This is a genomic window from Streptomyces sp. NPDC059785, from assembly GCF_042732375.1.
Classification (GTDB): domain Bacteria; phylum Actinomycetota; class Actinomycetes; order Streptomycetales; family Streptomycetaceae; genus Streptomyces.
Genome location: NZ_JBHWHV010000006.1, coordinates 168,221 through 190,885, shown reverse-complemented (window position 1 = coordinate 190,885; position 22,665 = coordinate 168,221). Strand labels below are relative to the sequence as shown.

The following is a 22,665-nucleotide window of genomic DNA, read 5'->3' as shown; positions in this document are numbered from 1 at the left end:
GTGTTCGTCCTGCCACTGGAAGGGGCGCGAGGGATGAGTACGGCGGAGGAGACGGCCGGCGGCGAGACGCTGCCGTGGGGCGAGGTCACCCCGGACGCGGCCCGGCGGCTGCTGGTGGCCGCCGTGGAGGCCTTCGCCGAGCGCGGCTACCACGCGACGACCACCCGGGACATCGCGGGCCGCGCCGGGATGAGCCCGGCCGCGCTCTACATCCACTACAAGACCAAGGAAGAGCTGCTCCACCGGATCAGCCGCATCGGGCACGACAAGGCGCTCGCCATCCTGCGTACCGCCGCGGATGCCGAGGGCTCCGCCGCCGAGCGGCTCGCGGGCGCCGTGCGTTCCTTCGTGCGCTGGCACGCGGCGCAGCACACCACGGCCCGGGTCGTGCAGTACGAACTCGACGCCCTCGGGCCCGACGCCCGGGCCGAGATCGTCGCGCTGCGCCGGCGGAGCGACGGCGCCGTGCGGGAGATCATCCAGGACGGGGTGGCGGCGGGCGAGTTCGACGTGCCCGACGTGCCGGGCACCACGGTCGCCGTGCTGTCGCTCTGCATCGACGTGGCGCGCTGGTTCAACGTCGAGGGCCCGCGCACACCGGACGAGGTCGGCGCGCTCTACGCCGACCTCGTGCTGCGGATGGTGGGGGCGGGCCAGGGCCCGGCGTCGGGCAAGGGTCAGAAGTAGTAGCGGGAGACCGACTCCGCCACGCACACCGGCTTGTCGCCGCCCTCGCGCTCGACGGTGACCGCCGCGGTGACCTGGACGCCGCCGCCCGCCTCGGTGACCTCCTTGAGGAGGGCGGTGGCGCGCAGCCGGGAGCCCACGGGCACCGGCGCGGGGAAGCGCACCTTGTTCGTGCCGTAGTTGACGCCCATCTTGATGCCCTCGACCCGCATCACCTGCGGCACCAGGGCGGGCAGCAGTGACAGCGTCAGATAGCCGTGCGCGATGGTGGCGCCGAACGGGCCCGCGGCGGCCTTCTCCGGGTCCACGTGGATCCACTGGTGGTCACCGGTGGCGTCCGCGAAGAGGTCGATCCGCCTCTGGTCGATCTCCAGCCAGTCGCTGTGCCCAAGCTGCTCGCCGACGGCCGCCTTCAGCTCGTCGGCGGACGTGAAGATCCTCGGCTCTGCCATGTCCCGGCCTCTCGCATCGCAATGTCTAAGCGACTGCTTAGCATGGTCGGGGTCGCGGCTCCTGTCAACGGCGCGGTGGGTAGGGTTCACGGGGTGCCCCAGATTCCCGAGAAGATCCACGAGCTCACGGTCGGCCAGCTCTCGGCCCGCAGCGGCACCGCCGTCTCCGCCCTGCACTTCTACGAGTCCAAGGGCCTCATCAGCAGCCGCCGCACCACGGGCAACCAGCGCCGCTACCACCGTGACACGCTGCGCCGCGTCGCCTTCGTACGGGCCGCGCAGCGCGTCGGCATCCCGCTCGCCACGATCCGCGAGGCGCTGGCCGAACTGCCCGAGGAGCGCACGCCGACCCGGGACGACTGGGCCCGGCTCTCCCGGGCCTGGCGCTCGGAACTGGACGACCGCATCGGACAGCTGAGCCGGCTCCGCGACCACCTGACCGACTGCATCGGCTGCGGCTGCCTGTCCCTGGAGACCTGCGTCCTGTCCAACCCGGACGACGCCTTCGGCGAAAGCCGCTCCGGCTCCCGCCTCCTGGTGCAGAGCGCCACCAGGTCCCGGCAGCACCGACAGCCCCACCGGCCGGGCGAACCGGAGCCCCACCGGCCGGCGCCCCCTGGAGAGCAGGCCCCGGCCCCGGACCGGGAGCCGTCGCGGCCGGGAGGCTGTTGCTGAACGCCCGCAGCCGGGACGCATGGGTGGACCGGTGGGGAACCGGGGTGCCTACTCGTACTCCGTCCCGCCCTTCCGCGTCAGGTACGCCGGGCTGACCGCCTTCGCGATGGCCCGGCCGCCCGTCACCGGGCTCCAGCGTTCGGTGGCGGGGCGGATGACGACCCCCTCGCGCAGGTGCAGGGCGCGGCCGGAGACGGTCTCGGGGCCGGAGGCGTGCTCCAGGACCCGGCCGATGTCGTACGGGCCCTCGTACAGCCGGGGTACCAGCGGGAGTTCGCCGTCGAGCAGGGCGGCCGGGTCCAGCCAGCGGATCTGGCCGTCGATCTCCGCGGAGACGTCGAAGACCGCGTAGCCGAGGGTGTCGCGGCGGCCGTCCGCGCCGTACCCCAGGTCCTGGACCCCGGCGCCGTACACCTCCGCGAAGATGCCGATCCGGCGGGCGCCCAGGCGCTCGGCGAGCCGCGCGGCGACCCGCTCCACCCCGTGGCCGCGCACCGCGCGCCAGTACAGGTTGCGCGGATCCTCCGTCAGCGCCAGGGACTTGGCGCCGAAGCCCTTGGAGGAGACCTGCACCCGGCCCTCGTCGGCGAGACAGGTCAGCAGGCAGGCCGAGCCGTGCAGCTTCTCGGTCAGGACGACCGGCTCGCCGGGCGCGAAGACGTCCGGGTAGCGCTGGACGTTCTCGATGTCGACCCAGGGCAGCAGACCGGGCGCGGGCTCGACGTCCCCGCTCATCGTCGGCGGGATCGGCGGCACCCACTTGACGATGCCGAGCGGCTCCGCGAAGTCGGTGCCGTCCGCGGCGGCCCGCGCCAGGTCCACGTCCGCGAGCGCGCGCGGACGGCACACGATCCCCTGCGACAGCTCACCGCGCAGCCGGACCGCCTTCACCCGGTCCGACCTGCTCCCGGCGAGCCGCCCGGTCAGCCCCAGCTCCTCGACCAGGCCGGCCGGCAGCACGGACTGCTCCGGGATGTACACGGCGACGTCACCGGTGCGGTAGGCGCCCTTCGCGACGACGGCCCGGTACAGGCCCACCTGGGCCAGTTCGAGCGCGTCCGCGTTCGGATGCTCGTGGACGGTCAGCACTTCGGCGGTGACGCGCAGCGTGGACATGGCAGGGCTCTCCTCGGCTGGTCGGAGGCTGGTCGGCGATCCTTCATCGCCCCCGACTGTCCGTACCGGAAACGGGTGGAGCCACCGCTTTTCCCGCTGCTAACGTCTGCTTTTCCCGCTGCTGACGTCTGCGCCGCTCCCGCTCCCGCGCGTACTCGGCCAGCCCCGCCGTCACCAGCTGCGCGTTGGACGCGGCCCGCGCGCCGTCCGGCAGGAACAGGGTGTCCTCCAGGCCGACGCGGGTGGCGAGACCGAGGCGGCCGGCCAGCCGCAGCACCGGCCAGGCGCCGCCCTCCTCGCCGTGCAGCAGCACGGGGCGGCCGTGCGCCGTGCCGAGCCGGGCCAGCAGGTCGAGGGCCGTCTCCCCGGCCGTGTCCGGCGCCGGGTCCGTGACCTCGGCGAGCACGCGCAGCACCCGCGGACCCAGCGGCGAGGCGGCGAACCGCGCGGCGCCCTCCGTGCCGGAGAAGATCCCCGCCTCCACGCCCACACCGCGCTCCAGCAGGGCTGCCGCCAGTTCCTCGGCGCCCGGCTCGTGCCAGTTCACCGAGGCGTGGTCGGGCAGCACCGTCCACGCGCGGACGCGGGCGGGCCGGGCCGCGGGATCGGGCTCGGCCCACGCCCCGGTGGTCACGCCGACCGGAACGCGAACCTGTGAACGTATCGCTTCGAGCGTGGCCGCAACCGCTTTCGCGGACAATGTGTCCTTGCCACAAGGGGACTTGGGATGCGCGTGGACGTCCGACGCCCCGGCCGCGACGGCGTGCGCCGCGGAGTCGGCCAGCGCCCCCGGCGACATCGGCACGATCGCGCCGTCGCCGGGGCCCCGGGTCCCGTTCACACAGACCTGCATCATGCGGTCCATGGTGCGGGAGGCCACTGACAGTCGAACAGCGGCACGCGGGCACCGTCCGCCGCCGCGCGGGAGGAGGCACGGGGATGAGCGTCGTCATCTGCTCACTGAAGTACGAGGCCGCACACTCGGGGGCGCAGAAGATCAGGTACGACAGCGACGAGTACCACCTCGTCCGCTTCCCGTACACGGCGAGCGAGGAGTCCTACGACCCGTGGAAGATGCACGACCCGGCGAAGGGCGGGACCAAGGCGTCGGCGTTCCCCGACGCCCGGTCCGGGCTGATCTGGCCCAGCCACGACGGCTGGGGCGTGCTCTCCGCGCTGGTCTTCTGGGAGGCCGACTCACGCGGTCTCGAGTACCGGGCGCGCTTCGTCCGCGACCCGCTGGGTGGATCGACGGGCTACGACTCGACCGCGACCACCGACATCGCCCCGACCCGCGGCGGTCAGTACCGCAGCTATCTCTGGCAGATGTTCGTCCATCCGCGGACCCCCGTCGGCCTGAAGATCTCGGCGCGCGGGCCGGGGGGCACGAAGGTCGCCGTGCCGCTCATGCTCGCCGAGTTCAAGCTCGCCATCCACACGGACGTCGAGACGCCGTGAGCACCTGCACGGGGGTGCGGCCGTCAGGCAGGGGCGCACCCCCGCCCGCTCACGCCGACACCAGCAGCCGTCCGCGCCGGCACTCCGCCAGCGCCTCGGGCGTGAGAACGGGACGCGGAACCACGATTCCGCAGCCCGTGCAGACCGGGCCCGCAGACGGTTCGTGGGCCAGGTCGTACTTCCAGACGAGGCTGTCGCCGGTGCACACCGGGCAGACGGAGCCCGGTTCGCGCTCCAGGGCGGCGATCAGCCGCCGCAGTACTTCGGCCAGTGGTTCATGGGGGTGGACGCCCGGGTCGTCGCACCAGGCGACGCCGAAACCGCCCCAGGTCAGCCGGTGCCAGTCGTCGACCGTGCCCGGCCTGCGCAGCCCGTCGTGCTTCTCCTTCTTGCGACGCTGGGCGAACGCGAACTCATAGGCGAGCCAGACCTTGCGGGCCTCCTCCAGCTCCTCGAGCGCGGCCACGAGCCGCGCCGGGTCCGGGGAGCGGTCCTCGGGACCGAACCCGGCCCGGGAGCACAGATGGTCCCAGGTCGCCCGGTGCCCGTAGGGGGCGAACCTCTCAAGGCACTTGCGCAGTGAGTAGCGCCGCAGTGCCAGATCGCACCTCGGGTCGCGCACCTGTCTCGCCAGACTCCGGAAACCGGCCATCGCCCTGCACCTCCGTCACACCTGCACCTGTACTTCGGTCACTTCGGCGTCGTCGTCATACGGACGTCGCCGAGTAGACGTATCGACACGCGATTCGGCTCCATCCGATCTCCGATGACGGCCACAATTCGCCCACCGATCCCTTCACGGCATACCTCCCGGTGCTGTCAGCGGCCTGTCGACGGCCGCCGCGGCTCCGGTGCCCTGGCGTGAAAACTCCCGCCCCGCCCGGCGATTCCGAGAAAAGTGACGCATGCTCACCTTCCAACTCGGGGATAACCGGCGGTAACGTCCGCCCCACCCCCGTCGGGAGGAGCTGCCATGCCACGACGTTTCTCGCGCACCAAGCTCGACAGACTGAGAACTCCCCGCGCTTTCCGCGAGTTCCTGAAAAGCGCAGCCATATGTGTCCTCATTGCCGGTCTTTTGTCCCCGGTTACCCAGGCGACCGCCGCCGACACCGAAGCAAACGCAAAGGCGGCCAACGACTACTGCGGCGGCCGCTGTTCGGACATTCTTCCGCCCGGCCAGAACGGCAACGCCACACTCGCGCAGATCCTGCTCAACCAGGCGTTCGGCACCCAGCCCTCGCACGCCGAGGATCAGCTCGCGCCCTACGCGAACCTGGCCACCGGCCACACGACCCTGACCGACGCCACGATTAAAAACTTCTTCAACGACGCGTCCTTCGGGGTCGCCTCCGACCAGATCGCCTCCACCACCCGGCCCGCGAACCGCACCGACGTGACGATCGTCCGGGACAAGGCGACCGGTGTGCCGCACATCACCGGCACCACCCGCTACGGCACCGAGTTCGGCGCCGGGTACGCCGCCGCCGAGGACCGGCTGTGGCTGATGGACCTCTTCCGGCACGTCGGCCGCGGACAGCTCACCCCGTTCGCCGGCGGCGCCGCCGACAACCAGGGCCTGGAGCAGCAGTTCTGGCGCAGCGCCCCGTACACCGAGGCCGATCTCCAGGCGCAGATCGACAGCGCGACGGCCGGCAACGGCACCCGCGGCCAGCAGGCCCGCGCCGACGCCGAGGCGTACATCGCGGGCATCAACGCCTACATCGACGCCTCCGACAGCGGCCGTTACTTCCCCGGCGAGTACGTCCTGACCGGCCACAAGGACGCCATCACCAACGCCGGAACCATCGACCACTTCAAGCTCACCGACCTGGTCGCGCTCGCCTCCGTGATCGGCGCGCTGTTCGGCTCCGGCGGTGGCGGCGAGGTCAGCAACGCCCTCTCGCTGCTCGCCGCCCAGTCCAAGTACGGCGTCGCCGACGGCACCGCGGTCTGGGAGTCCTTCCGCCAGCGCAACGACCCCGAGGCGGTGCTCACCGTCCACGACGGCGAGAGCTTCCCGTACGCCACCAAGCCCGCGAACCCGCAGGGCACGGCGCTCCCGGACGCCGGCTCCGTCACCCAGGAACCGCTGGTCTACGACCGCACCGGCAGCGCCGCCACCACCGCGGCGGCCGGTACGTCCGCCACGGCGTCCGCGACGGCCGTGAGTTCGGCCCGGCGCGGCATGTCCAACGCCCTGGTGGTCAGCGGCGAGCACACCGCCGACGGCAACCCGATCGCCGTCTTCGGCCCGCAGACCGGCTACTTCGCCCCCCAGCTCCTGCTGCTCCAGGAGATCCAGGGCCCCGGCATCAGCGCCCGCGGCGCCTCCTTCGCGGGCCTGAGCATGTACGTCGAACTCGGCCGCGGCCAGGACTACGCCTGGAGCGCCACCACCTCCGGCCAGGACATCATCGACACCTACGCCGTCGAGCTGTGCCAGGACGACTACCACTACCTGCTGCACGGCACCTGCACCGCCATGGAGAAGGTCGAGCACACCAACTCCTGGACGCCGACGACCGCCGACTCCACCCCGGCCGGTTCCTACCGCATGCAGGTCTACCGCACGGCGTACGGGCCCGTGGACTACCGCGCGAAGGTCGGCGGCAAGAAGGTCGCGTACACCACCCTGCGCTCCTCCTATCTGCACGAGGCCGATTCGATCATCGGCTTCCAGATGCTGAACGACCCCGACTACGTCAAGAGCGCCGCCGACTTCCAGAGCGCGACGCAGCACATCAACTACACCTTCAACTGGTTCTACGCGGACGCCTCGCACACCGCGTACTACAACAGCGGCGACAACCCGGTACGGGCCACCGGCGTCGACGCCGACTTCCCCGTGCTCGCGCAGGCCGCCTACGAGTGGAAGAGCTGGGACCCGGCCACCAACACCGCCGCCTACACCCCGGCCTCCGCCCACCCGAACTCCACCGACCAGGACTACTACGTCTCCTGGAACAACAAGCAGGCCAAGGACTACTCGGCCGCGCCCTGGGGGGAGGGCTCCGTGCACCGCGGCGACCTCCTGGACGACCGGGTGGCGAAGCTGGTGGCGGCGGGCGGCGTCACCAGGTCCGCCCTGGTGAAGGCGATGGCCGACGCCGCGCTCGCCGACCTGCGGGCCGAGGACGTGCTGCCCGGCCTGCTGAAGGCGGTCAAGTCCTCGCCCGTCACCGACACCGCCGCCGCGGCGGCCGTCGACAAGCTGTCCGCCTGGGTGAGCGCGGGCGCGAAGCGCACCGAGACCTCGGCGGGCTCGAAGACCTACGCCAACGCCGACGCGATCCGCATCCTCGACGCCTGGTGGCCGCTGCTGGTGAAGGCCGAGTTCGAGCCGGGCCTCGGCAGCGGCCTGTACAGCGCGTTCACCGCCAACCTGCCGGTCGACGAGGCACCCTCCGCCGGACACGGCCCGACCGGCGCCCACGCCGGCAGCTCCTTCCAGTACGGCTGGTGGAGCTACGTCGACAAGGACATCAGGGCCGTGCTCGGCGAACAGGTGCAGGGCCCGCTGGCGCACAAGTACTGCGGCGGCGGCACCCTCACCGCGTGCCGGGACATCCTGATCAGCACGCTGAAGGAGGCCGCGGGCAAGACCGCCGCGCAGGTCTACCCCGGCGACGACCAGTGCTCGGCGGGCGACCAGTGGTGCGCCGACTCGATCGTCCAGCGGACCCTCGGCGGCATCAAGCACGGAGCCATCAGCTGGCAGAACCGGCCGACCTACCAGCAGGTGGTGGAGTTCACCTCGCACCGGTGACCGTACGGCGGCGGGCCGGGCCGAGGGCCCGACCGCCGCCGTCACGTCCGCCCGGCGGCGGGTCAGCGCAGCCGGCCCGCCGCCACCACGAGTTGCGCCAGCTCCCGGTGGCAGATGTCGCTGTGCGCGCCCGCCGGCGGGCCGCCGCGCCGTACCACCGCCGCCGCGTCGACGTTCAGGCAGCCAGTGGCCGGCAGCTTCGCCCGTACCGCGTCGGCGAGTCCGAGCGCCCGGGTGTCCTTGACCGCCTGCACTCCGTCGTGCCCCATCGCACCCCACTTGACCCCCAGCAGCCGACCGAGGTCCATGTCCGCGGCGGACCGCGCGTCGCCCGCCATCCGCGCGGCCAGCGGGTAGAACGTGCCGAGCGCCGCGTCGAAACGGGAGTAGCAGCACACCAGCGGGCCGTCGATGCGGTGCTGCTGACCGTCGAGCACCCCGCTCGCCCGGCTGTCGTGCGGCAGCCGGGCGGCGAAGGCGTAGTGCGAGAACGCCCCCTGGAGCAGCGTCACGGACTTCACCGTGCGCACGCCCCTGGGCAGTCCGCGCAGCGCGAAGGAGACCAGCCGCCCGCCGAAGCTGTGGCCCACGAGGTGCACCCGCACGTCCGGCGCCGCGTGCGCGAGCTGTCCGACCGCCCGGCCCAGACCCCGCTCGCCGACCGTGCCGGCCCGCCGCTTCATCGCGTAGTACGTGGCCTGCCGCAGCAGTTCGTGCGCCCCGTCCCACAACCGCGGCGCGAACTCCGCCCCGTCGGCGCCGGGCGCACCGGACAGCTCGTGCAGGGCCTCGGCGAACTCCCGGCACACCCGCGCCGTCGTCCCGAACAGCATGTCCGGGTCGCTCTCCGGCACGCCCTCCGCCAGCGTGTCCGCGGCGAACGCGGCCTGCGGCCCCTGCGGCCGCACCTCGACCAGCAGCCGGACCAGCCGCCCGAACTCCTCCAGGGCGCCCCCGTCGTCCGGCTGCTGGTCGAGCAGCCGGGCGAGCTGCTCGACCACCGTCGCCCGGCCCGGGAACACCTCCAGCAGCGCGTGCCGGGTGCCCTTGTCCAGGACCGGGCGCGCGGCGGCCGGGACGTCCGCGGCCGGTGCCGGGGGGAAATCCGGGATCGGCTCGTCGGAGAAGCGCATCGCGGGCCAGACCACACCGACGTAGCCGAGCCGGGCGTGCGGCGCGAGCTGGGGGAACGGCCGGAAGAACCGGCTGTACAGGCGGGTGGCGGTGGGCCGGTCGTTGTTCCAGCCGTGCGCGAAGACGACCAGGTCGCCGACACCGCGCCGCACCACCTCCCCGAGCAGCCGGTCCAGTCCCCGGCCGTCCGCGTCCCCCTGAGCGTCGAAGGTCAGTTCCCAATAGGGAGTCACGCTCATTCCCGGATCCGCCATGACGAGCCCCCTTCGGCCCCCGCGGGTGGTGCGAGCTGCGTCAATCGTCCTGCGTACGGGGGGAGATGGCCATTTACAGAGGGGCTACGGGCGTCGGCGGCCCGGCGCGCCCGCGGGGTCGCGCTCACCGGTAGCGCAGGTACCTCCGGCGGACCCGGCGGAACGCCGTCAGGTCGTCCTGCCAGGCCGCCGCCACCTCGTCCGCCGACGCCCCGGCGTCGATCATCGTGCGGACGGCCGCCGAGCCCGTCAGCTTGTCGATCCAGTGGTCGGGGCGCCAGGCGAAGCCGCTCCAGACCCGCTTGGCGGTGACGAGCAGGGCGACACCGGTGCGCACCGGGTCGAAGGCGGCCCGGTCGTGCACGTGGAGCTGCACCCCGCCGACCGTCTTCCCCTGGAACTTGGAGAACGTGGGCGCGAAGTACGCCTCCCGGAAGCGCACCCCGGGCAGGCCGAGCCCGTTCGCCGCCTCGGCCCAGCGCCCGTCCACGCCCTCGGCGCCGAGCAGTTCGAACGGCCGGGCCGTGCCGCGCCCCTCCGACAGATTCGTCCCCTCGAACAGGCACGTACCGGAGTACACCAGGGCGGTGTCCGGGGTCGGCATGTTCGGGCTCGGCGGCACCCACGGCAGCCCCGACGCGTCGTGGAAGTCCGCCCGCCGCCACCCGCTCATCAGCACGGTCTCCAGCGGTACGGGCTCGGCCAGGAACTCCTCGTTGAACAGCAGCGCCAGCTCCGCCACCGTCATCCCGTGCGCCTGCGCGACCGGCTCGCGCCCCACGAACGTCGCGAACTCCCGGTGCAGCACGGGCCCCAGGGCCGCCCGCCCGGTCACCGGATTCGGCCGGTCCAGCACCACGAACCGCTTCCCGGCCGGCCGGGCGGCGGCCATGCAGTCGTAGAGCGTCCAGATGTACGTGTAGAAGCGGGCGCCCACGTCCTGGATGTCGAAGACGACCGTGTCGACGCCCGAGGCGGTGAAGACGTCCGCGAGCGCCTGCCCGCTCTTGCCGTACGTGTCGTAGACGGGCAGCCCGGTCGCCGGGTCGTCGTGGCGGCCCTCGGAGCCGCCCGCCTGCGCGGTGCCCCTGAAGCCGTGCTCGGGCCCGAAGACGGCGGCCAGGTCCACCCGGTCGTCGGCGTGCATGACGTCCACGATGTGGCGTACGTCCCGGGTGACGCCGGTCGGGTTGGTGACGACGCCGACGCGGTGGCCGTCGAGCAGCGCGTAGCCGTCCGCGGCGAGGCGCTCGAAGCCGGTGCGCAGCCGGGTGCCGCGCGGGTGCGAGCCGCCCGCCTCCCCGGTGGCCGCCGCCTCGGGGGCCACCGAGGCGGCGGCGAGTGTGATCGGCCCCGCGGCGAGCAGGCTGCGTCGGGACGGTCCTGACAGCTTCATGCGGCGACCTCCGTGCGTGACAGGGCCGCTATGGTCCCATCACCCCTTCCGTCACAACATACCGACTGGTTAGTCTGGCGCGGCAGCAGAGCCGATTCGCGTCGCGTCGAAGGAGACCGATGGTGGAAGCCGTGCAGGATGCGGGAGTGGTCGTCACCGGAGCGGGAGGCGGCATCGGGGCCGCGCTGGCCCGCCGCTTCGCCGCCGAGGGCGCCCGCGTCGTGGTCAACGACCTCGACGCCGGCAAGGCGAAGGCCGTGGCCGACGAGATCGGCGCGACGGCCGTCCCCGGTGACGCCTCCGCGATCGTCGCCGAGGCCAGGGACGCCCTCGGCGGCACGGTCGACATCTACTGCGCCAACGCCGGGCTCGGCTCCGGCGGCACCGAGGCCGCCGCCGAGGAGGTGTGGGCCGCCGCCTGGGACGTCAACGTGATGGCCCACGTCCGCGCGGCGCACCTGCTGCTCCCGGACTGGCTGGAGCGCGGCACCGGTCGCTTCGTCTCCACCGTCTCCGCCGCCGGACTGCTCACCATGGTCGGCGCCGCCCCGTACAGCGTCACCAAGCACGGCGCGTACGCCTTCGCCGAATGGCTCTCGCTCACCTACCGCCACCGCGGGCTCAAGGTCCACGCGATCTGTCCGCAGGGCGTGCGCACCGACATGCTCACCGCCGCGGGCAGCGCGGGCGACCTGGTGCTGCGGCCGACCGCCGTCGAGCCCGAGGACGTCGCGGACGCCCTCTTCGCGGGCATGGCCGAGGACCGCTTCCTGATCCTGCCGCACCCGGAGGTCGCCGGTTACTACCAGGCGCGGGCCGCCGACCCCGACCGCTGGCTGAGCAGCATGAACCACATCCAGCGGAAGTGGGAGGCCGCCGAGTGACCGCCTCGCACTACGCCGCACAGCCCTGGCTCGCCCTGCTCAGCGACGCCCAGCGGGCCCCCGTCAGCCCGCCGGACTCGCTCCTCGACGCCGTGCGCCGCGCCGCGTCCGACACCCCCGGCCGCACCGCGCTCGCCTACTTCGACGGGCGGCTGGACTACGGCGAACTGGACCGGCTCAGCGACTCCGTCGCCGGACACCTCGCCGCCCGGGGGCTGGAGCGCGGCGACCGGGTCGCGATCCTGCTCCAGAACTCCCCGCACTTCGTGCTCGCCCTGCTCGGCGCCTGGAAAGCCGGCGCGGTCGTCGTCCCGGTCAACCCCATGTACAAGACCCGTGAGGTCGCGCACGTCCTGCACGACGCCGAGGTGACCGCCCTGGTCTGCTCCGACCGCGCCTGGGCCGCGTACCTGCGGGACACGGCCGCCGACTCGCCGGTGCGGATCGTGCTGACCGCCTGCGAGCGGGACTTCCAGACCCGCGACGACGCGCGCGTGCTGGACTTCGAACGGCTGCCGCCCGCCGCGGACACCGACGACCTGACCGCCGTAGCCCGCGCGGGCCACCGCGCACCGGACGGGCCCGGACCCGGCCCCTCGGACATCGCGCTGATCAGCTACACCTCGGGCACCAGCGGCACCCCCAAGGGCGCCACCAACACCCACGGCAACCTGATGCACAACGCCGAGCGGCAGCGCACCGGGCTCGACCTGCCCGGCGTACCGGTGTACTTCGCGATGGCGCCGCTGTTCCACATCACCGGGATGGTCGCCCAGCTCGCCGGGTGCCTCAACAGCGCGGGCACCCTGGTCCTCGCCTACCGCTTCGAGGCGGGCGTCGTCCTGGACGCGTTCATGGAACACCGTCCCGTCTACACCGTCGGCCCCTCGACCGCCTTCATGGCGCTCGCCGCGCACCCCGGCGTCACCCCGGACCACTTCTCCTCGTTCCGGATGATCTCCTCGGGCGGCGCCCCGCTGCCGCCCGCCCTGGTGGAGAAGTTCCGGGCCGGCTTCGGGCCCTACATCCACAACGGCTACGGGCTGACCGAGTGCAGCGCCCCCTGCGCCTCCGTGCCGCCGCACCTTCAGGCGCCGGTCGACCCGGTCTCCGGGACCCTGGCCGTCGGCGTGCCGGGGCCCGACACGTACGTGCGCATCGTGGATGACCAGGGCCGCGAGGTGCCCTTCGGGGAACAGGGCGAGATCCTCGTGCGCGGTCCGCAGGTCGTGCCGGGCTACTGGCGCCGCCCGGACGCCACCGCCGAGACCTTCCCCGGCGGCGAACTGCGCACCGGCGACATCGGCTTCATGGACGCCAAGGGCTGGCTCTACGTCGTCGACCGCAAGAAGGACATGATCAACGCGTCCGGCTTCAAGGTGTGGCCGCGCGAGGTGGAGGACGTCCTCTACACCCACCCCGCGGTCCGCGAGGCGGCCGTCGTCGGCGTGCCCGACGGCTACCGGGGCGAGACCGTCAAGGCGTACATCAGCCTGCGTCCCGGCAGCGAGACGGACCCCGGCGCACTGGCCGCGTACTGCAAGGAGAGACTGGCCGCCTACAAGTACCCGCGCCAGGTGGAGATCCTGGCCGACCTGCCGAAGACGGCGAGTGGGAAGATCCTCCGGCGCGAGTTGCGTTCCCGTGGGGACGGCGCGTAACAACGGGTACGGCCGGGACCGGCGACAGGTACAACGGCGCACAGCGCCGGCGGAAGCGATGCGGAAGGCAGGTGGCGGTAGTGCCCAGGACGACGGACGGAGACGGAACCCCCGTCCCGCAGCGGCTGCTGGCCGCCGCCACCCGGCTCTTCGCGGAGCAGGGCTACGACCGTACGTCCGTGCAGGAGATCGTCGAGGCGGCGGGCGTCACCAAGGGCGCCCTCTACCACTACTTCGGCTCCAAGGACGACCTCCTGCACGAGGTCTACGCGCGCGTGCTGCGCATCCAGCAGGAGCGCCTGGACGCCTTCGCGGACGCCGACGCGCCCGTCGAGGAGCGGCTGCGGCGCGCCGCGGCCGACGTCGTCGTCACCACGATCGACAACCTGGACGACGCGTCGATCTTCTTCCGCTCCATGCACCACCTGAGCCCGGAGAAGAACAAGCAGGTACGCGCCGAGCGCCGGCGCTACCACGAACGCTTCCGCGCGCTGGTCGAGGAGGGCCAGCGCGAGGGCGTCTTCTCCGAGGCCACCCCCGCGGACCTGGTGGTCGACTACCACTTCGGCTCGGTCCACCACCTGTCGACCTGGTACCGCCCCGACGGCCCGCTCACCCCGCAGCAGGTCGCCGACCACCTCGCCGACCTGCTGCTGAGGGCCCTGCGGGCCTAGGAAGCTCCGTCCAGGGAGCTCCGTCCAGAGGCACTTACAGATACTTCTTGATCTCCCGGCGGGCCAGTGAGCGCTGGTGGACCTCGTCCGGGCCGTCCGCGAGCTTCAGGGTCCGGGCGCTCGCCCACAGTTCGGCGAGCGGGAAGTCCTGGCTGACGCCGCCCGCCCCGTGCAGCTGCACCGCCTTGTCGAGGATGCCGACGACCGTGCGCGGAGTGGCGATCTTGATGGCCTGGATCTCCGTGTGGGCGCCCTTGTTGCCCACGGTGTCCATCATCCAGGCCGTCTTCAGCACCAGCAGGCGGAGCTGCTCGACGGCCACGCGCGCGTCGGCGATCCAGTTCTGCACCACGCCCTGCTGGGCCAGCGGCTTGCCGAAGGCCGTCCGGGCCACCGCCCGCTCGCACATGAGCCGGATCGCCCGCTCGGCCATCCCGATCAGCCGCATGCAGTGGTGGATCCGGCCGGGGCCGAGCCGTGCCTGGGCGATGGCGAAGCCGCCGCCCTCCTCGCCGACCAGGTTCGACACCGGCACGCGCGCGTGGTCGAAGACGACCTCCGCGTGGCCGCCGTGCGAGTGGTCCTCGTAGCCGTACACCTGCATGGCGCGGCGGACCTCGACGCCCGGGGTGTCGCGCGGGACCAGGACCATGGACTGCTGGCGGCGGATGTCGGAGCCGTCCGGGTCCGTCTTGCCCATCACGATGAAGATCTTGCAGTCCGGGTTCATCGCCCCGGAGATGTACCACTTGCGCCCGGTGATGACGTACTGGTCACCGTCGCGCTCGATGTGCGTGGTGATGTTCGTGGCGTCGGACGAGGCCACCTCGGGCTCGGTCATCGCGAACGCCGAGCGGATCTCACCGGCGAGCAGCGGTTCCAGCCACTGCTTCTTCTGCTGCTCGTTGCCGAACTGCGCCAGCACCTCCATGTTGCCGGTGTCCGGCGCCGCGCAGTTCAGCGCGGTGGGCGCGAGGTGCGGGCTGCGGCCGGTGATCTCGGCCAGCGGCGCGTACTGGAGATTGGTCAGCCCGGCGCCGTACTCGGCGTCCGGCAGGAACAGGTTCCACAGCCCCTGGCGGCGCGCCTCGGCCTTGAGCTCGCCGACCACGGCCGGGGTGTCCCACGGGGAGGCGAGCGCCGCGCGCTGCTCCTCGGCGACCGCCTCCGCCGGATAGACGTACTCGTCCATGAAGGCCAGCAGCTTCCCGCGCAGTTCCTCGGTGCGCGCGTCGAACGCGAAGTCCATGGGTGTTCAGCCTTCCTGAAGGGTCCGGAGGGTCGTCAGACCGTGCTCGATGAAGACGGGCACCAGATCGCCGATGCGGTCGAAGCCCGCGCCGACCGTCCGGCCGAGCGTGTAGCGGTAGTGGATGCCTTCGAGGATCACGGCGAGCTTGAACCACGCGAACGCCGTGTACCAGGAGACGGCGGACACGTCGCGCCCCGAGCGCGCGGCGTACCGCTCGACGATCTCGTCGGCACCCGGGTGCCCGGGAGCCGTGGCGGTGGTGCTGATGGGGGAGCCGGGCAGGTCGAGGGGCGTGCCGTACATCACCAGCAGACCCAGGTCGGTGAGCGGGTCGCCGAGCGTGGACATCTCCCAGTCCAGGATGGCGTTGATCCGGTCGTCCGGGCCGATCAGCACGTTGTCCAGGCGGTAGTCGCCGTGCACGACGGCCGGCGCGCCCGAGACGGGCAGCGCGCGCCCCAGCGCGGCGTGCAGCTCGTCGATCCCCGCGAGATCCCGGTTCCGGGAGGCGTCGAGCTGCTTGCCCCAGCGGCGCAGCTGCCGGTCCAGGAACCCCTCGGGCCGCCCGAAGTCCGCGAGGCCCACCTCGGCGGGGTCCACGGAGTGCAGCTCGACCAGCGTGTCCACCAGGCCGAGCACGGCGCCCCTGGTCCGCTCCGGCCCGAGCGGCGCGAGCTGCCCGGCGGTGCGGTACGGGGTGCCCTCGACGAACTCCATGACGTAGAAGGGCGCCCCGAGCACGTCCTCGTCCTCGCAGAGCAGCACCGTGCGCGGCACCGGCACGGCCGTCTCGTGCAGCGCGCTGATCACCCGGTGCTCGCGCCTCATGTCGTGCGCGGTGGCCAGCACATGGCCCAGCGGCGGCCGCCGTACGACCCAGCGGGCGGTCCCGTCCGTGACCTCGTAGGTGAGGTTCGACCGTCCGCCCTCGATGAGCCGGCCGGTCAGCGGGCCGGAGACCAGTCCGGGCCGCTCGCGCATCAGCAGGCCGCGCAGCCGGTCGGGATCGAGACCTGGCGGGTGGTCTTCGCTCATGGTCGCTCCTACGCACTCGGTGATCCGTATCAGGACGTCACACATGATGCCGACCGGTCGGTATGTCGTCCAGTGCGCGGGCGGAACGTGATCGGCGTCTCGCCGGACCCGGCCGGTCCGCGTCGGCTTGCGTGCCGCGCGCCTACCCCGGAGGGTCGAGGACATGAGAGCGATCAGCTACGGCCGGTTCGGCGGACCCGAGGTCCTGGAGTACGGCGAGGCGCGCGACCCGAAGGTGGGGCCCGACACGGTCCTGGTGAAGGTCCGCGCGGCGTCCGTGAACCCGGTGGACTGGAAGGCCCGCGAGGGGCACCTCGACTCCATGCTCGACACCGTCTTCCCGGTGATCCCCGGCTGGGACGTCTCCGGGGTGGTGGTGCAGCCGGGCGCCGCCGTCGCCGAGTTCGCCGTCGGCGACGAGGTCATCGGCTACGTACGCGAGGACTTCCTCTCCCGGGGCACCCTCGCGGAGTACGTCGCGGCCCCGGTGCGCACCCTCGCGCGCAAGCCCCGCAACCTTTCCTACGAGGAGGCGGCCGGACTGCCGCTGGCCGGACTCACCGCCTACCAGGTCCTGGTCAGGGTCCTGGAGGTGCGGGAGGGCGAGACCGTCCTCGTGCACGCCGCCGCGGGCGGCGTCGGCTCGCTCGCCGTCCAGATCGCCGCCCGCCATCTGGGCGCCCGCGTCATCGGCACGGCGAGCGAGGGCAACCACGATTACGTGCGCTCGCTCGGCGGCGAGCCGGTCGCGTACGGGGACGGTCTGGCCGACCGGGTGCGCGCCCTCGCCCCCGACGGCGTCCACGCGGCCTTCGACGTGATCGGCGGGGACACCCTGCGGACCTCGGCCGAACTGCTCGCCCCGGAGGGCCGGCTCGCCTCCGTCGCCGACCCGGACGTGGTCAGCCACGGCGGCCGCTACTGGTTCGTCCGCCCCGACGCCGCGGACCTGCGACAACTGTCGGACCTGGCGGAACAGGGCGTGGTCTCCGTCCACGTCTCCGAGACGTTCCCGCTGGAGCAGGCGGCCGAGGCCCACCGCCACAGCCAGGAGGGCCGCACCCGCGGCAAGATCGTGATCACCGTGGACTGGACGGACTGAGCGCGCCCCGACGGACTCCTACGGGTCAGAGGATCAGGAACACCGCGCACACCGCGAGCGCCAGCATGCACAGGGTCGCCGCCGCCGCGAGCCGGGGCGACAGCGGCCCGGTGGTCTCCTCGCCCGCCGCGAGGGCGCGGATCCGCAGGTGGGCGACGGCCAGGAAGCCCAGCCAGACGACGCAGCACAGGGCGGCGGCGAGCACACCGGCGGCCGGCACCCCGCCGTGCAGCACGGTCCGTACGGCGAGCACGGCGGCCACGGACCCCGACAGCGTCGTCCGCCGCCAGGCGAGCCGCGTGCGCTCGGGCTGAAGCCCGGGGTCGCGGTCCCGCGCAGGGCCCGGTTCCCGTACGGGGTCCGGCCCCCCGTCCGCCGCGCTCACCCTTCCCAGCCCGCCAGCACGACGACGACCATCGCCACGGCGACGACCGCGACGGCGATGCCCAGGAGCGCGGGGAAGCGTGAGACCGGCAGGTCGTCGCCGCGCCGCATCGCCCGCTCGCAGCGCACCCAGTGGTTGATCGCCCGCAGCGAGCACAGCGCCCCGGCGGCGATCAGCGCGAACGCGAGCCCGACCCGGAGCGCCCACCGCAGGTCCGGCAGGAACTGGTCCACCGCGAACCCGCCGCCGATCAGCGCCAGCGCCGTCCGCAGCCACGCGAGGAACGTCCGCTCGTTCGCCAGCGAGAACCGGTAGTCGGGCGTCCCGCCCTCCTCGCGTATCTCCCGGGGCACGAACCACAGCCGGACGTTCCGCACGAATTCGATCACGCCACGGACCCTACCGGGGCGTTGTCAGTGGGCATCGCTACGGTCGTCGCATGGATGTCCCCGCGTCACTGCTCCGCTACGCGGAGCCCGGTCACGGCATCGCCCCGGCCGAGGACCTGCTGCGCCTGCCCGGCTTCTGGCCCGCCTGGTTCGGGCAGTGCTGGGGCGGCCCGGCGGAGCGGCCCCAGCTCTTCGGCGCCGACGGAGCCGACGTCGACGCCGCGGCTCAGTCGCTGTACGAGACGTCGGAGGTATGGCCCGCCCTGCGGATACCCATGGCGGGCGGGCACCTGCTGTGGATCGTCCTGCGCAACTTCCCCGAGGACGGCGGCGTCGACTACCTGCTGACCCACCCGGACTGGACCCGGGACGCGCCGCTGGCCTCCATCGAGGGGCACTTCAGCGGTCCCGGCCTGTCGTGGCCCGAACTGATCGCCGTCGCGGACGGCACACCGGCGGACGCGGAGGGCGTCCGCGACCCGGCGCGGCGGCTGCTCCTGCTGCTCCCGGCCTTCGGGGACGCGGACGTGCCGGTCGCGGCGGCGGTCTCCCGGGTCGCCGTCGCGCTCACCGCCGTCGGGGCCGACGCGGAGCGGGCGCCCGCCGTCGCGCGGGTCCTCCTGGACCACCCGTTCTGGGACGGCCCGTCCTGGGCGGTGCCGGGCGAGAGCCCGCTGAGCGGCGGCCGGGAAAGACCGGGACCGCTCGCCGTGTGCGACGGCCGCCACAGCCCGCGGACGGTGCCCTCCGGCCCGGGCGGCCTCACCGCGGCCCAGGCCCGCGCACTGGCCGCCGCGCTGACGGGCGCGCCGCCCCGGTGAGGACCGGCGCCCGTCCGGGGATCACCCGGCGGCCCGGTGCTCCTTGAGCCGCTCGTACGCCGCCAGCCCGTCCGGTACGAAGGTCCAGTCGGCCAGCCGGCGCTCCACCTCCTCCTCCGGCAGGAAGTCGTGCCAGGCGACCTCCTCGGCCTGCGGGTGGACCTCCAGCTCGCAGCGCACCTCGTACACGGCCGACCACCAGCTCTGCCCGGCCCCGTCGTCGTACAGGAACTTGAAGAGGAACCGGGGGCGGGGGAGTCCGCTGACGCCGAGTTCCTCCTCGGCCTCCCGCAGGGCGGCGTCGTCGTAGGACTCGCCCGAGCCGACGACCCCGCCGACGAACACGTCGTACAGGGAGGGGAAGACCAGCTTGGTGGGGGTGCGGCGGTGGACGAAGACGCGGCCCCGGGCGTCCCGGGCCTGGACGAACACACAGCGGTGGCGCAGCCCGCGCGCGTACGCCTCCCCGCGCGGCGACTGCCCGGTGACCCGGTCGTGCTCGTCCACGATGTCAAGAATCTCGTCGGCGGCGCTCATGCTCATGCGCCCATCCAAGCACCCGGCCGGGCCGGGGTTCCGCCACAGGCGCTCAGCAGGTACTCAGCGCGGCTGGAGGTCCCGGGTCCGTTCCGTGTCCGCCGAGCCCCGCGGCATCGCCGGGTGCAGCCCGAGGAGCACGATCCCCGCGACGATCGCCGCGAGCCCCGCGGCCTGCCAGGCGAGCGCGGGCGCGTCGGTGCGCAGCCGGTCCCCGAGGAACCCCACCCCGCAGGCGATCCCGGCCAGCGGCTGCGCCGCGGTCAGCGCGGGCAGCGACATCCGCAGCGGGGCGGTCTCGAAGGCGCTCTGCACCAGCACCAGCCCCGTCACCCCGAGCAGCAGCACCCCGTACGGCTGCCAGCCGGTGACGAGTCCGGACCAGCCGCCCGCGGAGAAGCGCTGGCCGCTGACCCGGGTCAGCGCGTCCTGCACGCCGTAGAGCAGCCCCGCCGCCAGCGCCAGGAGCACGGGCGCGGCGCTCAGCCGGGAGCGTTTGGCGAAGGCGGTGAGCAGCAGCGCGAGGCCCACCATGATCCCGATGATCAGCCAGTGCCGCAGCGGGTCGGTGACCGCGTCGCCGCCCTTCGGCTCACCGGCCACGATGAACGCGGTGACCCCGCCGGCGAGCAGCGCGAGCCCCGCCCAGCCCTGACGGCCCAGCGACTGCCTGCTGAGGTGGCGCGAGAGCGCCATCGCGAAGAGCAGGTTCGTCGCGAGCAGCGGTTCGACCAGGGACAGCTCGCCGCCGCTCAGCGCGACCGCGCCGAGCACCATGCCGACCACCATCAGCCCGATGCCGCCCAGCCAGACGGGTACGCGGATGAGGTCGAGCAGCAGCCGGGGCGAGAGGAAGTCGCTCAGCGGGGCGTGGGAGGCAGCCCTCTGCTGGAGCACGAAGCCGAAACCGAGACAGCAGGCCGCGCTCACGGAGAGAACCAGTACCAGAACCGACACGCTGCGTACCTCGATGATTCGGTCGGGCCACGGGGTGCGTATCACGCCGACTGTAGCGCCCCGGGCCGGAACCCGCCCTCGCAAGTACCCGGAACCGGGCAGTTGACTCGGTCACGCATCTGCCCAAGGATCTGACCCACCAGTAACGAGGAGAGACCAGGCCCGCGGGCACGCCGGGCCGGCCTGCCGGAACGCCGAGAGGACGGTCCCATGACCCACGACGCGGACGTGATCGTGATCGGAGCGGGCCTCGCGGGGCTCGCGGCGACCGCGGAGCTCGTCGACGCGGGCCGCAGGGTCATCCTCCTGGACCAGGAGCCCGAGCAGTCGCTCGGCGGCCAGGCGCACTGGTCCTTCGGCGGCCTGTTCTTCGTGAACTCGCCCGAACAGCGCCGGATGCGGATCAGGGACAGCCGCGCGCTGGCCCTCCAGGACTGGCTGGGCACGGCCGGCTTCGACCGGCCCGAGGACCACTGGCCCCGGCAGTGGGCCGAGGCGTACGTCGACTTCGCGGCCGGTGAGAAGCGCTCCTGGCTGCACCGGCAGGGCGTCCGCTTCTTCCCGGTGGTGGGCTGGGCCGAGCGCGGCGGCTACGACGCCACCGGGCACGGCAACTCCGTACCGCGCTTCCACATCACCTGGGGCACCGGGCCCGGCCTGGTGGCGCCCTTCGAGCGGCGGGTGCGCGCCGGGGTGGCGCGCGGCCTGGTCCAGCTCAAATTCCGGCACCGCGTCACGGGTCTGTCCCGCAGCGCGGGCGCCGTCGACACCGTCACCGGCGAGATCCTGGAGCCCTCCGGCGTCGAGCGCGGCCGGGCCAGCAACCGCACCGTCACCGGCGCCTTCGAACTGCGCGCCCAGGCGGTCATCGTCACCTCCGGCGGCATCGGCGGCAACCACGACCTGGTCCGCGCGAACTGGCCGGAGCGGCTCGGCACCCCGCCCGAGCGGATGGTCTCCGGGGTGCCCGCGCACGTCGACGGCCGGATGCTCGGCATCGCCGAGGAGGCGGGCGCCCACCTGATCAACCGAGACCGGATGTGGCACTACACCGAGGGTCTCCAGAACTGGAACCCGATCTGGGAGAACCACGGCATCCGCATCCTGCCGGGCCCGTCCTCGCTGTGGCTCGACGCGCGCGGCAGGCGGCTGCCGGTGCCGCTCTTCCCCGGCTTCGACACCCTGGGCACGCTCGAACACATCATGCACACCGGGTACGACTACACCTGGTTCGTGCTCGACCAGCGGATCATCGGCAGGGAGTTCGCGCTCTCGGGCTCCGAGCAGAACCCCGACCTGACGGGAAAGTCCGTCCGGGGCGTGATCGAGCGGGGGCGCGCCGACGTACCGGGACCGGTGAAGGCGTTCATGGACCACGGCGTTGACTTCGTGGTGGAGAAGGACCTGGGCGCGCTGGTGCGCGGCATGAACGCGCTCACCAAGGAGCCGCTCATCGAGGAGGCCGCGCTGCGCCGCGAGATCGTCGCGCGCGACCGGGAGATCGCCAACCCCTTCACCAAGGATCTCCAGGTCACGGCGATCCACGGGGCCCGCAGGTACCTGGGCGACCGGCTGATCCGTACGGCGGCCCCGCACCGCATCCTCGATCCCAAGGCCGGTCCGCTGATCGCGGTGCGGCTGAACATCCTCACCCGCAAGACGCTCGGCGGCCTGGAGACGGACCTGTCCTCGCGGGTCCTCACGGAGGGCGGCGACCCGCTGGCCGGGGTGTACGCGGCGGGGGAGGCGGCCGGGTTCGGCGGCGGCGGTGTGCACGGCTACCGCTCCCTGGAGGGCACCTTCCTCGGCGGCTGCCTGTTCTCCGGGCGGACCGCGGGCCGGGCGGCGGCGAAGGCGGTGGGCTGAGCGGCGGCGGGGGCGCTCGCCGAGCGGCGGCGGAGCGGTTGCCCAGCTGCGGCAGGGGCGGTTGCCGAGTTGCGGCGGGGGCGCCGGGAGCAGCGCCCGGGGGCGGCGGCTGGCCTGCGGTTACGGCGCGTATCGATGGCGCCGCAGGGCTCAACTCCCGT

22 protein-coding genes are annotated in these 22,665 nt (G+C 73.0%); 10 read left to right on the top strand and 12 right to left on the bottom strand.

All coding sequences use genetic code 11. The annotated features are described in order from the left end of the window. The first annotated feature begins 33 nt into the window (after nt 1-33). Nucleotides 34-687, top strand: coding sequence for a TetR/AcrR family transcriptional regulator (locus tag ACFV6E_RS06930; RefSeq protein WP_385165968.1), 654 nt, complete (start codon nt 34-36; stop codon nt 685-687). On the opposite strand, the gene ACFV6E_RS06925 is transcribed toward ACFV6E_RS06930, so the two are convergent. After that, on the bottom strand, nt 678-1,139 hold the full coding sequence (locus ACFV6E_RS06925) for a MaoC family dehydratase (RefSeq protein WP_385165966.1): 462 nt from the start codon (nt 1,137-1,139) through the stop codon (nt 678-680). The genes ACFV6E_RS06930 and ACFV6E_RS06925 overlap by 10 nt on opposite strands. A 93-nt stretch (nt 1,140-1,232) precedes the next feature. Here ACFV6E_RS06925 and soxR point away from each other — a divergent pair, with 93 nt between their 5' ends. Further along, nucleotides 1,233-1,814 carry a redox-sensitive transcriptional activator SoxR gene (soxR, locus tag ACFV6E_RS06920; protein ID WP_385165964.1) on the top strand — a complete coding sequence of 194 codons (582 nt, stop codon included), beginning with the start codon at nt 1,233-1,235 and terminating at the stop codon, nt 1,812-1,814. A 48-nt stretch (nt 1,815-1,862) separates the two neighbouring features. Here the strand turns inward: soxR and ACFV6E_RS06915 are convergent, their stop codons facing one another. Together ACFV6E_RS06915 and ACFV6E_RS06910 are read right to left on the bottom strand one after the other, a co-directional pair. Then, nucleotides 1,863-2,930, bottom strand: coding sequence for an RNA ligase (ATP) (locus ACFV6E_RS06915; protein ID WP_385165962.1), 1,068 nt, complete (start codon nt 2,928-2,930; stop codon nt 1,863-1,865). Nucleotides 2,931-2,973: 43 nt separating this feature from the next. Further along, nucleotides 2,974-3,786, bottom strand: coding sequence for a 3-keto-5-aminohexanoate cleavage protein (locus ACFV6E_RS06910; RefSeq protein WP_385459729.1), 813 nt, complete (start codon nt 3,784-3,786; stop codon nt 2,974-2,976). Between the two features lie 83 nt (nt 3,787-3,869). On the opposite strand from ACFV6E_RS06910, the gene ACFV6E_RS06905 reads away from it, so the two are divergent. Further along, a complete protein-coding gene (locus ACFV6E_RS06905) occupies nt 3,870-4,388 on the top strand; it encodes a hypothetical protein (RefSeq protein ID WP_385165959.1) in 519 nt (172 codons plus the stop codon). A 49-nt stretch (nt 4,389-4,437) separates the two neighbouring features. Here the strand turns inward: ACFV6E_RS06905 and ACFV6E_RS06900 are convergent, their stop codons facing one another. Further along, complete coding sequence (locus tag ACFV6E_RS06900; RefSeq protein WP_385165958.1) at nt 4,438-5,040, bottom strand: hypothetical protein; 603 nt, start codon at nt 5,038-5,040, stop codon at nt 4,438-4,440. A 321-nt stretch (nt 5,041-5,361) separates the two neighbouring features. Between ACFV6E_RS06900 and ACFV6E_RS06895 the strand changes: the two genes are divergently transcribed. Beyond that, nucleotides 5,362-8,157, top strand: coding sequence for a penicillin acylase family protein (locus ACFV6E_RS06895; protein WP_385165956.1), 2,796 nt, complete (start codon nt 5,362-5,364; stop codon nt 8,155-8,157). Nucleotides 8,158-8,219: 62 nt separating this feature from the next. On the opposite strand, the gene ACFV6E_RS06890 is transcribed toward ACFV6E_RS06895, so the two are convergent. Further along, a complete protein-coding gene (locus ACFV6E_RS06890) occupies nt 8,220-9,545 on the bottom strand; it encodes a serine-threonine protein kinase (RefSeq protein ID WP_385165954.1) in 1,326 nt (441 codons plus the stop codon). A gap of 124 nt (nt 9,546-9,669) precedes the next feature. Continuing rightward, nucleotides 9,670-10,941 carry an exo-beta-N-acetylmuramidase NamZ domain-containing protein gene (locus ACFV6E_RS06885; protein ID WP_385459727.1) on the bottom strand — a complete coding sequence of 424 codons (1,272 nt, stop codon included), beginning with the start codon at nt 10,939-10,941 and terminating at the stop codon, nt 9,670-9,672. 119 nt (nt 10,942-11,060) lie between these two features. On the opposite strand from ACFV6E_RS06885, the gene ACFV6E_RS06880 reads away from it, so the two are divergent. The 3 genes from ACFV6E_RS06880 to ACFV6E_RS06870 all read left to right on the top strand — a co-directional run bounded on the left by ACFV6E_RS06880 (nt 11,061) and on the right by ACFV6E_RS06870 (nt 14,160). After that, complete coding sequence (locus tag ACFV6E_RS06880) at nt 11,061-11,825, top strand: SDR family oxidoreductase (RefSeq protein ID WP_385459725.1); 765 nt, start codon at nt 11,061-11,063, stop codon at nt 11,823-11,825. Next, complete coding sequence (locus tag ACFV6E_RS06875; protein ID WP_385459723.1) at nt 11,822-13,486, top strand: class I adenylate-forming enzyme family protein; 1,665 nt, start codon at nt 11,822-11,824, stop codon at nt 13,484-13,486. Before ACFV6E_RS06880 ends, ACFV6E_RS06875 begins: the two co-directional genes overlap by 4 nt. Nucleotides 13,487-13,566: 80 nt before the next feature. Beyond that, complete coding sequence (locus ACFV6E_RS06870; RefSeq protein WP_385165950.1) at nt 13,567-14,160, top strand: TetR/AcrR family transcriptional regulator; 594 nt, start codon at nt 13,567-13,569, stop codon at nt 14,158-14,160. Nucleotides 14,161-14,194: 34 nt separating this feature from the next. Here the strand turns inward: ACFV6E_RS06870 and ACFV6E_RS06865 are convergent, their stop codons facing one another. Beyond that, nucleotides 14,195-15,409, bottom strand: a complete 1,215-nt coding sequence (locus ACFV6E_RS06865; protein WP_385459721.1) for an acyl-CoA dehydrogenase family protein — start codon at nt 15,407-15,409, stop codon at nt 14,195-14,197. 6 nt (nt 15,410-15,415) lie between these two features. Then, the gene (locus ACFV6E_RS06860; RefSeq protein WP_385459719.1) at nt 15,416-16,447 is read right to left on the bottom strand and encodes a phosphotransferase family protein; all 1,032 of its coding nucleotides are present in this window, start codon (nt 16,445-16,447) and stop codon (nt 15,416-15,418) included. Nucleotides 16,448-16,610: 163 nt separating this feature from the next. Here ACFV6E_RS06860 and ACFV6E_RS06855 point away from each other — a divergent pair, with 163 nt between their 5' ends. Continuing rightward, entirely contained in the window at nt 16,611-17,549 is a 939-nt protein-coding gene (locus ACFV6E_RS06855) for an NADP-dependent oxidoreductase (RefSeq protein WP_385165947.1), read from the top strand. Between the two features lie 25 nt (nt 17,550-17,574). On the opposite strand, the gene ACFV6E_RS06850 is transcribed toward ACFV6E_RS06855, so the two are convergent. Further along, on the bottom strand, nt 17,575-17,934 hold the full coding sequence (locus ACFV6E_RS06850; RefSeq protein WP_385165945.1) for a DUF202 domain-containing protein: 360 nt from the start codon (nt 17,932-17,934) through the stop codon (nt 17,575-17,577). Beyond that, the gene (locus ACFV6E_RS06845; protein WP_385165943.1) at nt 17,931-18,323 is read right to left on the bottom strand and encodes a YidH family protein; all 393 of its coding nucleotides are present in this window, start codon (nt 18,321-18,323) and stop codon (nt 17,931-17,933) included. Before ACFV6E_RS06845 ends, ACFV6E_RS06850 begins: the two co-directional genes overlap by 4 nt. 50 nt (nt 18,324-18,373) lie before the next feature. On the opposite strand from ACFV6E_RS06845, the gene ACFV6E_RS06840 reads away from it, so the two are divergent. Continuing rightward, nucleotides 18,374-19,144 (top strand): hypothetical protein, encoded by a 771-nt coding sequence (locus ACFV6E_RS06840; protein WP_385459717.1) that lies wholly within the window; start codon nt 18,374-18,376, stop codon nt 19,142-19,144. A 21-nt stretch (nt 19,145-19,165) separates the two neighbouring features. On the opposite strand, the gene ACFV6E_RS06835 is transcribed toward ACFV6E_RS06840, so the two are convergent. Then, nucleotides 19,166-19,681: an NUDIX hydrolase gene (locus tag ACFV6E_RS06835; protein WP_385166002.1), complete on the bottom strand. Its 516-nt coding sequence runs from the start codon at nt 19,679-19,681 to the stop codon at nt 19,166-19,168. Nucleotides 19,682-19,744: 63 nt separating this feature from the next. After that, nucleotides 19,745-20,638, bottom strand: coding sequence for a DMT family transporter (locus ACFV6E_RS06830; protein WP_385459715.1), 894 nt, complete (start codon nt 20,636-20,638; stop codon nt 19,745-19,747). Between the two features lie 210 nt (nt 20,639-20,848). Here ACFV6E_RS06830 and ACFV6E_RS06825 point away from each other — a divergent pair, with 210 nt between their 5' ends. After that, nucleotides 20,849-22,504: an FAD-binding dehydrogenase gene (locus tag ACFV6E_RS06825; protein WP_385165939.1), complete on the top strand. Its 1,656-nt coding sequence runs from the start codon at nt 20,849-20,851 to the stop codon at nt 22,502-22,504. Nucleotides 22,505-22,665 lie beyond the last annotated feature (161 nt).

Excerpts from the sequence above, each read along its gene's own strand:
- ACFV6E_RS06930 (WP_385165968.1), top strand. The coding sequence starts at position 34 with ATGAGTACGGCGGAGGAGACGGCCGGCGGCGAGACGCTGCCGTGGGGC.
- ACFV6E_RS06925 (WP_385165966.1), bottom strand. The coding sequence starts at position 1,139 with ATGGCAGAGCCGAGGATCTTCACGTCCGCCGACGAGCTGAAGGCGGCC.
- ACFV6E_RS06915 (WP_385165962.1), bottom strand. The coding sequence starts at position 2,930 with ATGTCCACGCTGCGCGTCACCGCCGAAGTGCTGACCGTCCACGAGCAT.
- ACFV6E_RS06910 (WP_385459729.1), bottom strand. The coding sequence starts at position 3,786 with ATGATGCAGGTCTGTGTGAACGGGACCCGGGGCCCCGGCGACGGCGCG.
- ACFV6E_RS06905 (WP_385165959.1), top strand. The coding sequence starts at position 3,870 with ATGAGCGTCGTCATCTGCTCACTGAAGTACGAGGCCGCACACTCGGGG.
- ACFV6E_RS06900 (WP_385165958.1), bottom strand. The coding sequence starts at position 5,040 with ATGGCCGGTTTCCGGAGTCTGGCGAGACAGGTGCGCGACCCGAGGTGC.
- ACFV6E_RS06895 (WP_385165956.1), top strand. The coding sequence starts at position 5,362 with ATGCCACGACGTTTCTCGCGCACCAAGCTCGACAGACTGAGAACTCCC.
- ACFV6E_RS06890 (WP_385165954.1), bottom strand. The coding sequence starts at position 9,545 with ATGGCGGATCCGGGAATGAGCGTGACTCCCTATTGGGAACTGACCTTC.
- ACFV6E_RS06885 (WP_385459727.1), bottom strand. The coding sequence starts at position 10,941 with ATGAAGCTGTCAGGACCGTCCCGACGCAGCCTGCTCGCCGCGGGGCCG.
- ACFV6E_RS06880 (WP_385459725.1), top strand. The coding sequence starts at position 11,061 with ATGGTGGAAGCCGTGCAGGATGCGGGAGTGGTCGTCACCGGAGCGGGA.
- ACFV6E_RS06865 (WP_385459721.1), bottom strand. The coding sequence starts at position 15,409 with ATGGACTTCGCGTTCGACGCGCGCACCGAGGAACTGCGCGGGAAGCTG.
- ACFV6E_RS06860 (WP_385459719.1), bottom strand. The coding sequence starts at position 16,447 with ATGAGCGAAGACCACCCGCCAGGTCTCGATCCCGACCGGCTGCGCGGC.
- ACFV6E_RS06855 (WP_385165947.1), top strand. The coding sequence starts at position 16,611 with ATGAGAGCGATCAGCTACGGCCGGTTCGGCGGACCCGAGGTCCTGGAG.
- ACFV6E_RS06840 (WP_385459717.1), top strand. The coding sequence starts at position 18,374 with ATGGATGTCCCCGCGTCACTGCTCCGCTACGCGGAGCCCGGTCACGGC.
- ACFV6E_RS06835 (WP_385166002.1), bottom strand. The coding sequence starts at position 19,681 with ATGAGCGCCGCCGACGAGATTCTTGACATCGTGGACGAGCACGACCGG.
- ACFV6E_RS06825 (WP_385165939.1), top strand. The coding sequence starts at position 20,849 with ATGACCCACGACGCGGACGTGATCGTGATCGGAGCGGGCCTCGCGGGG.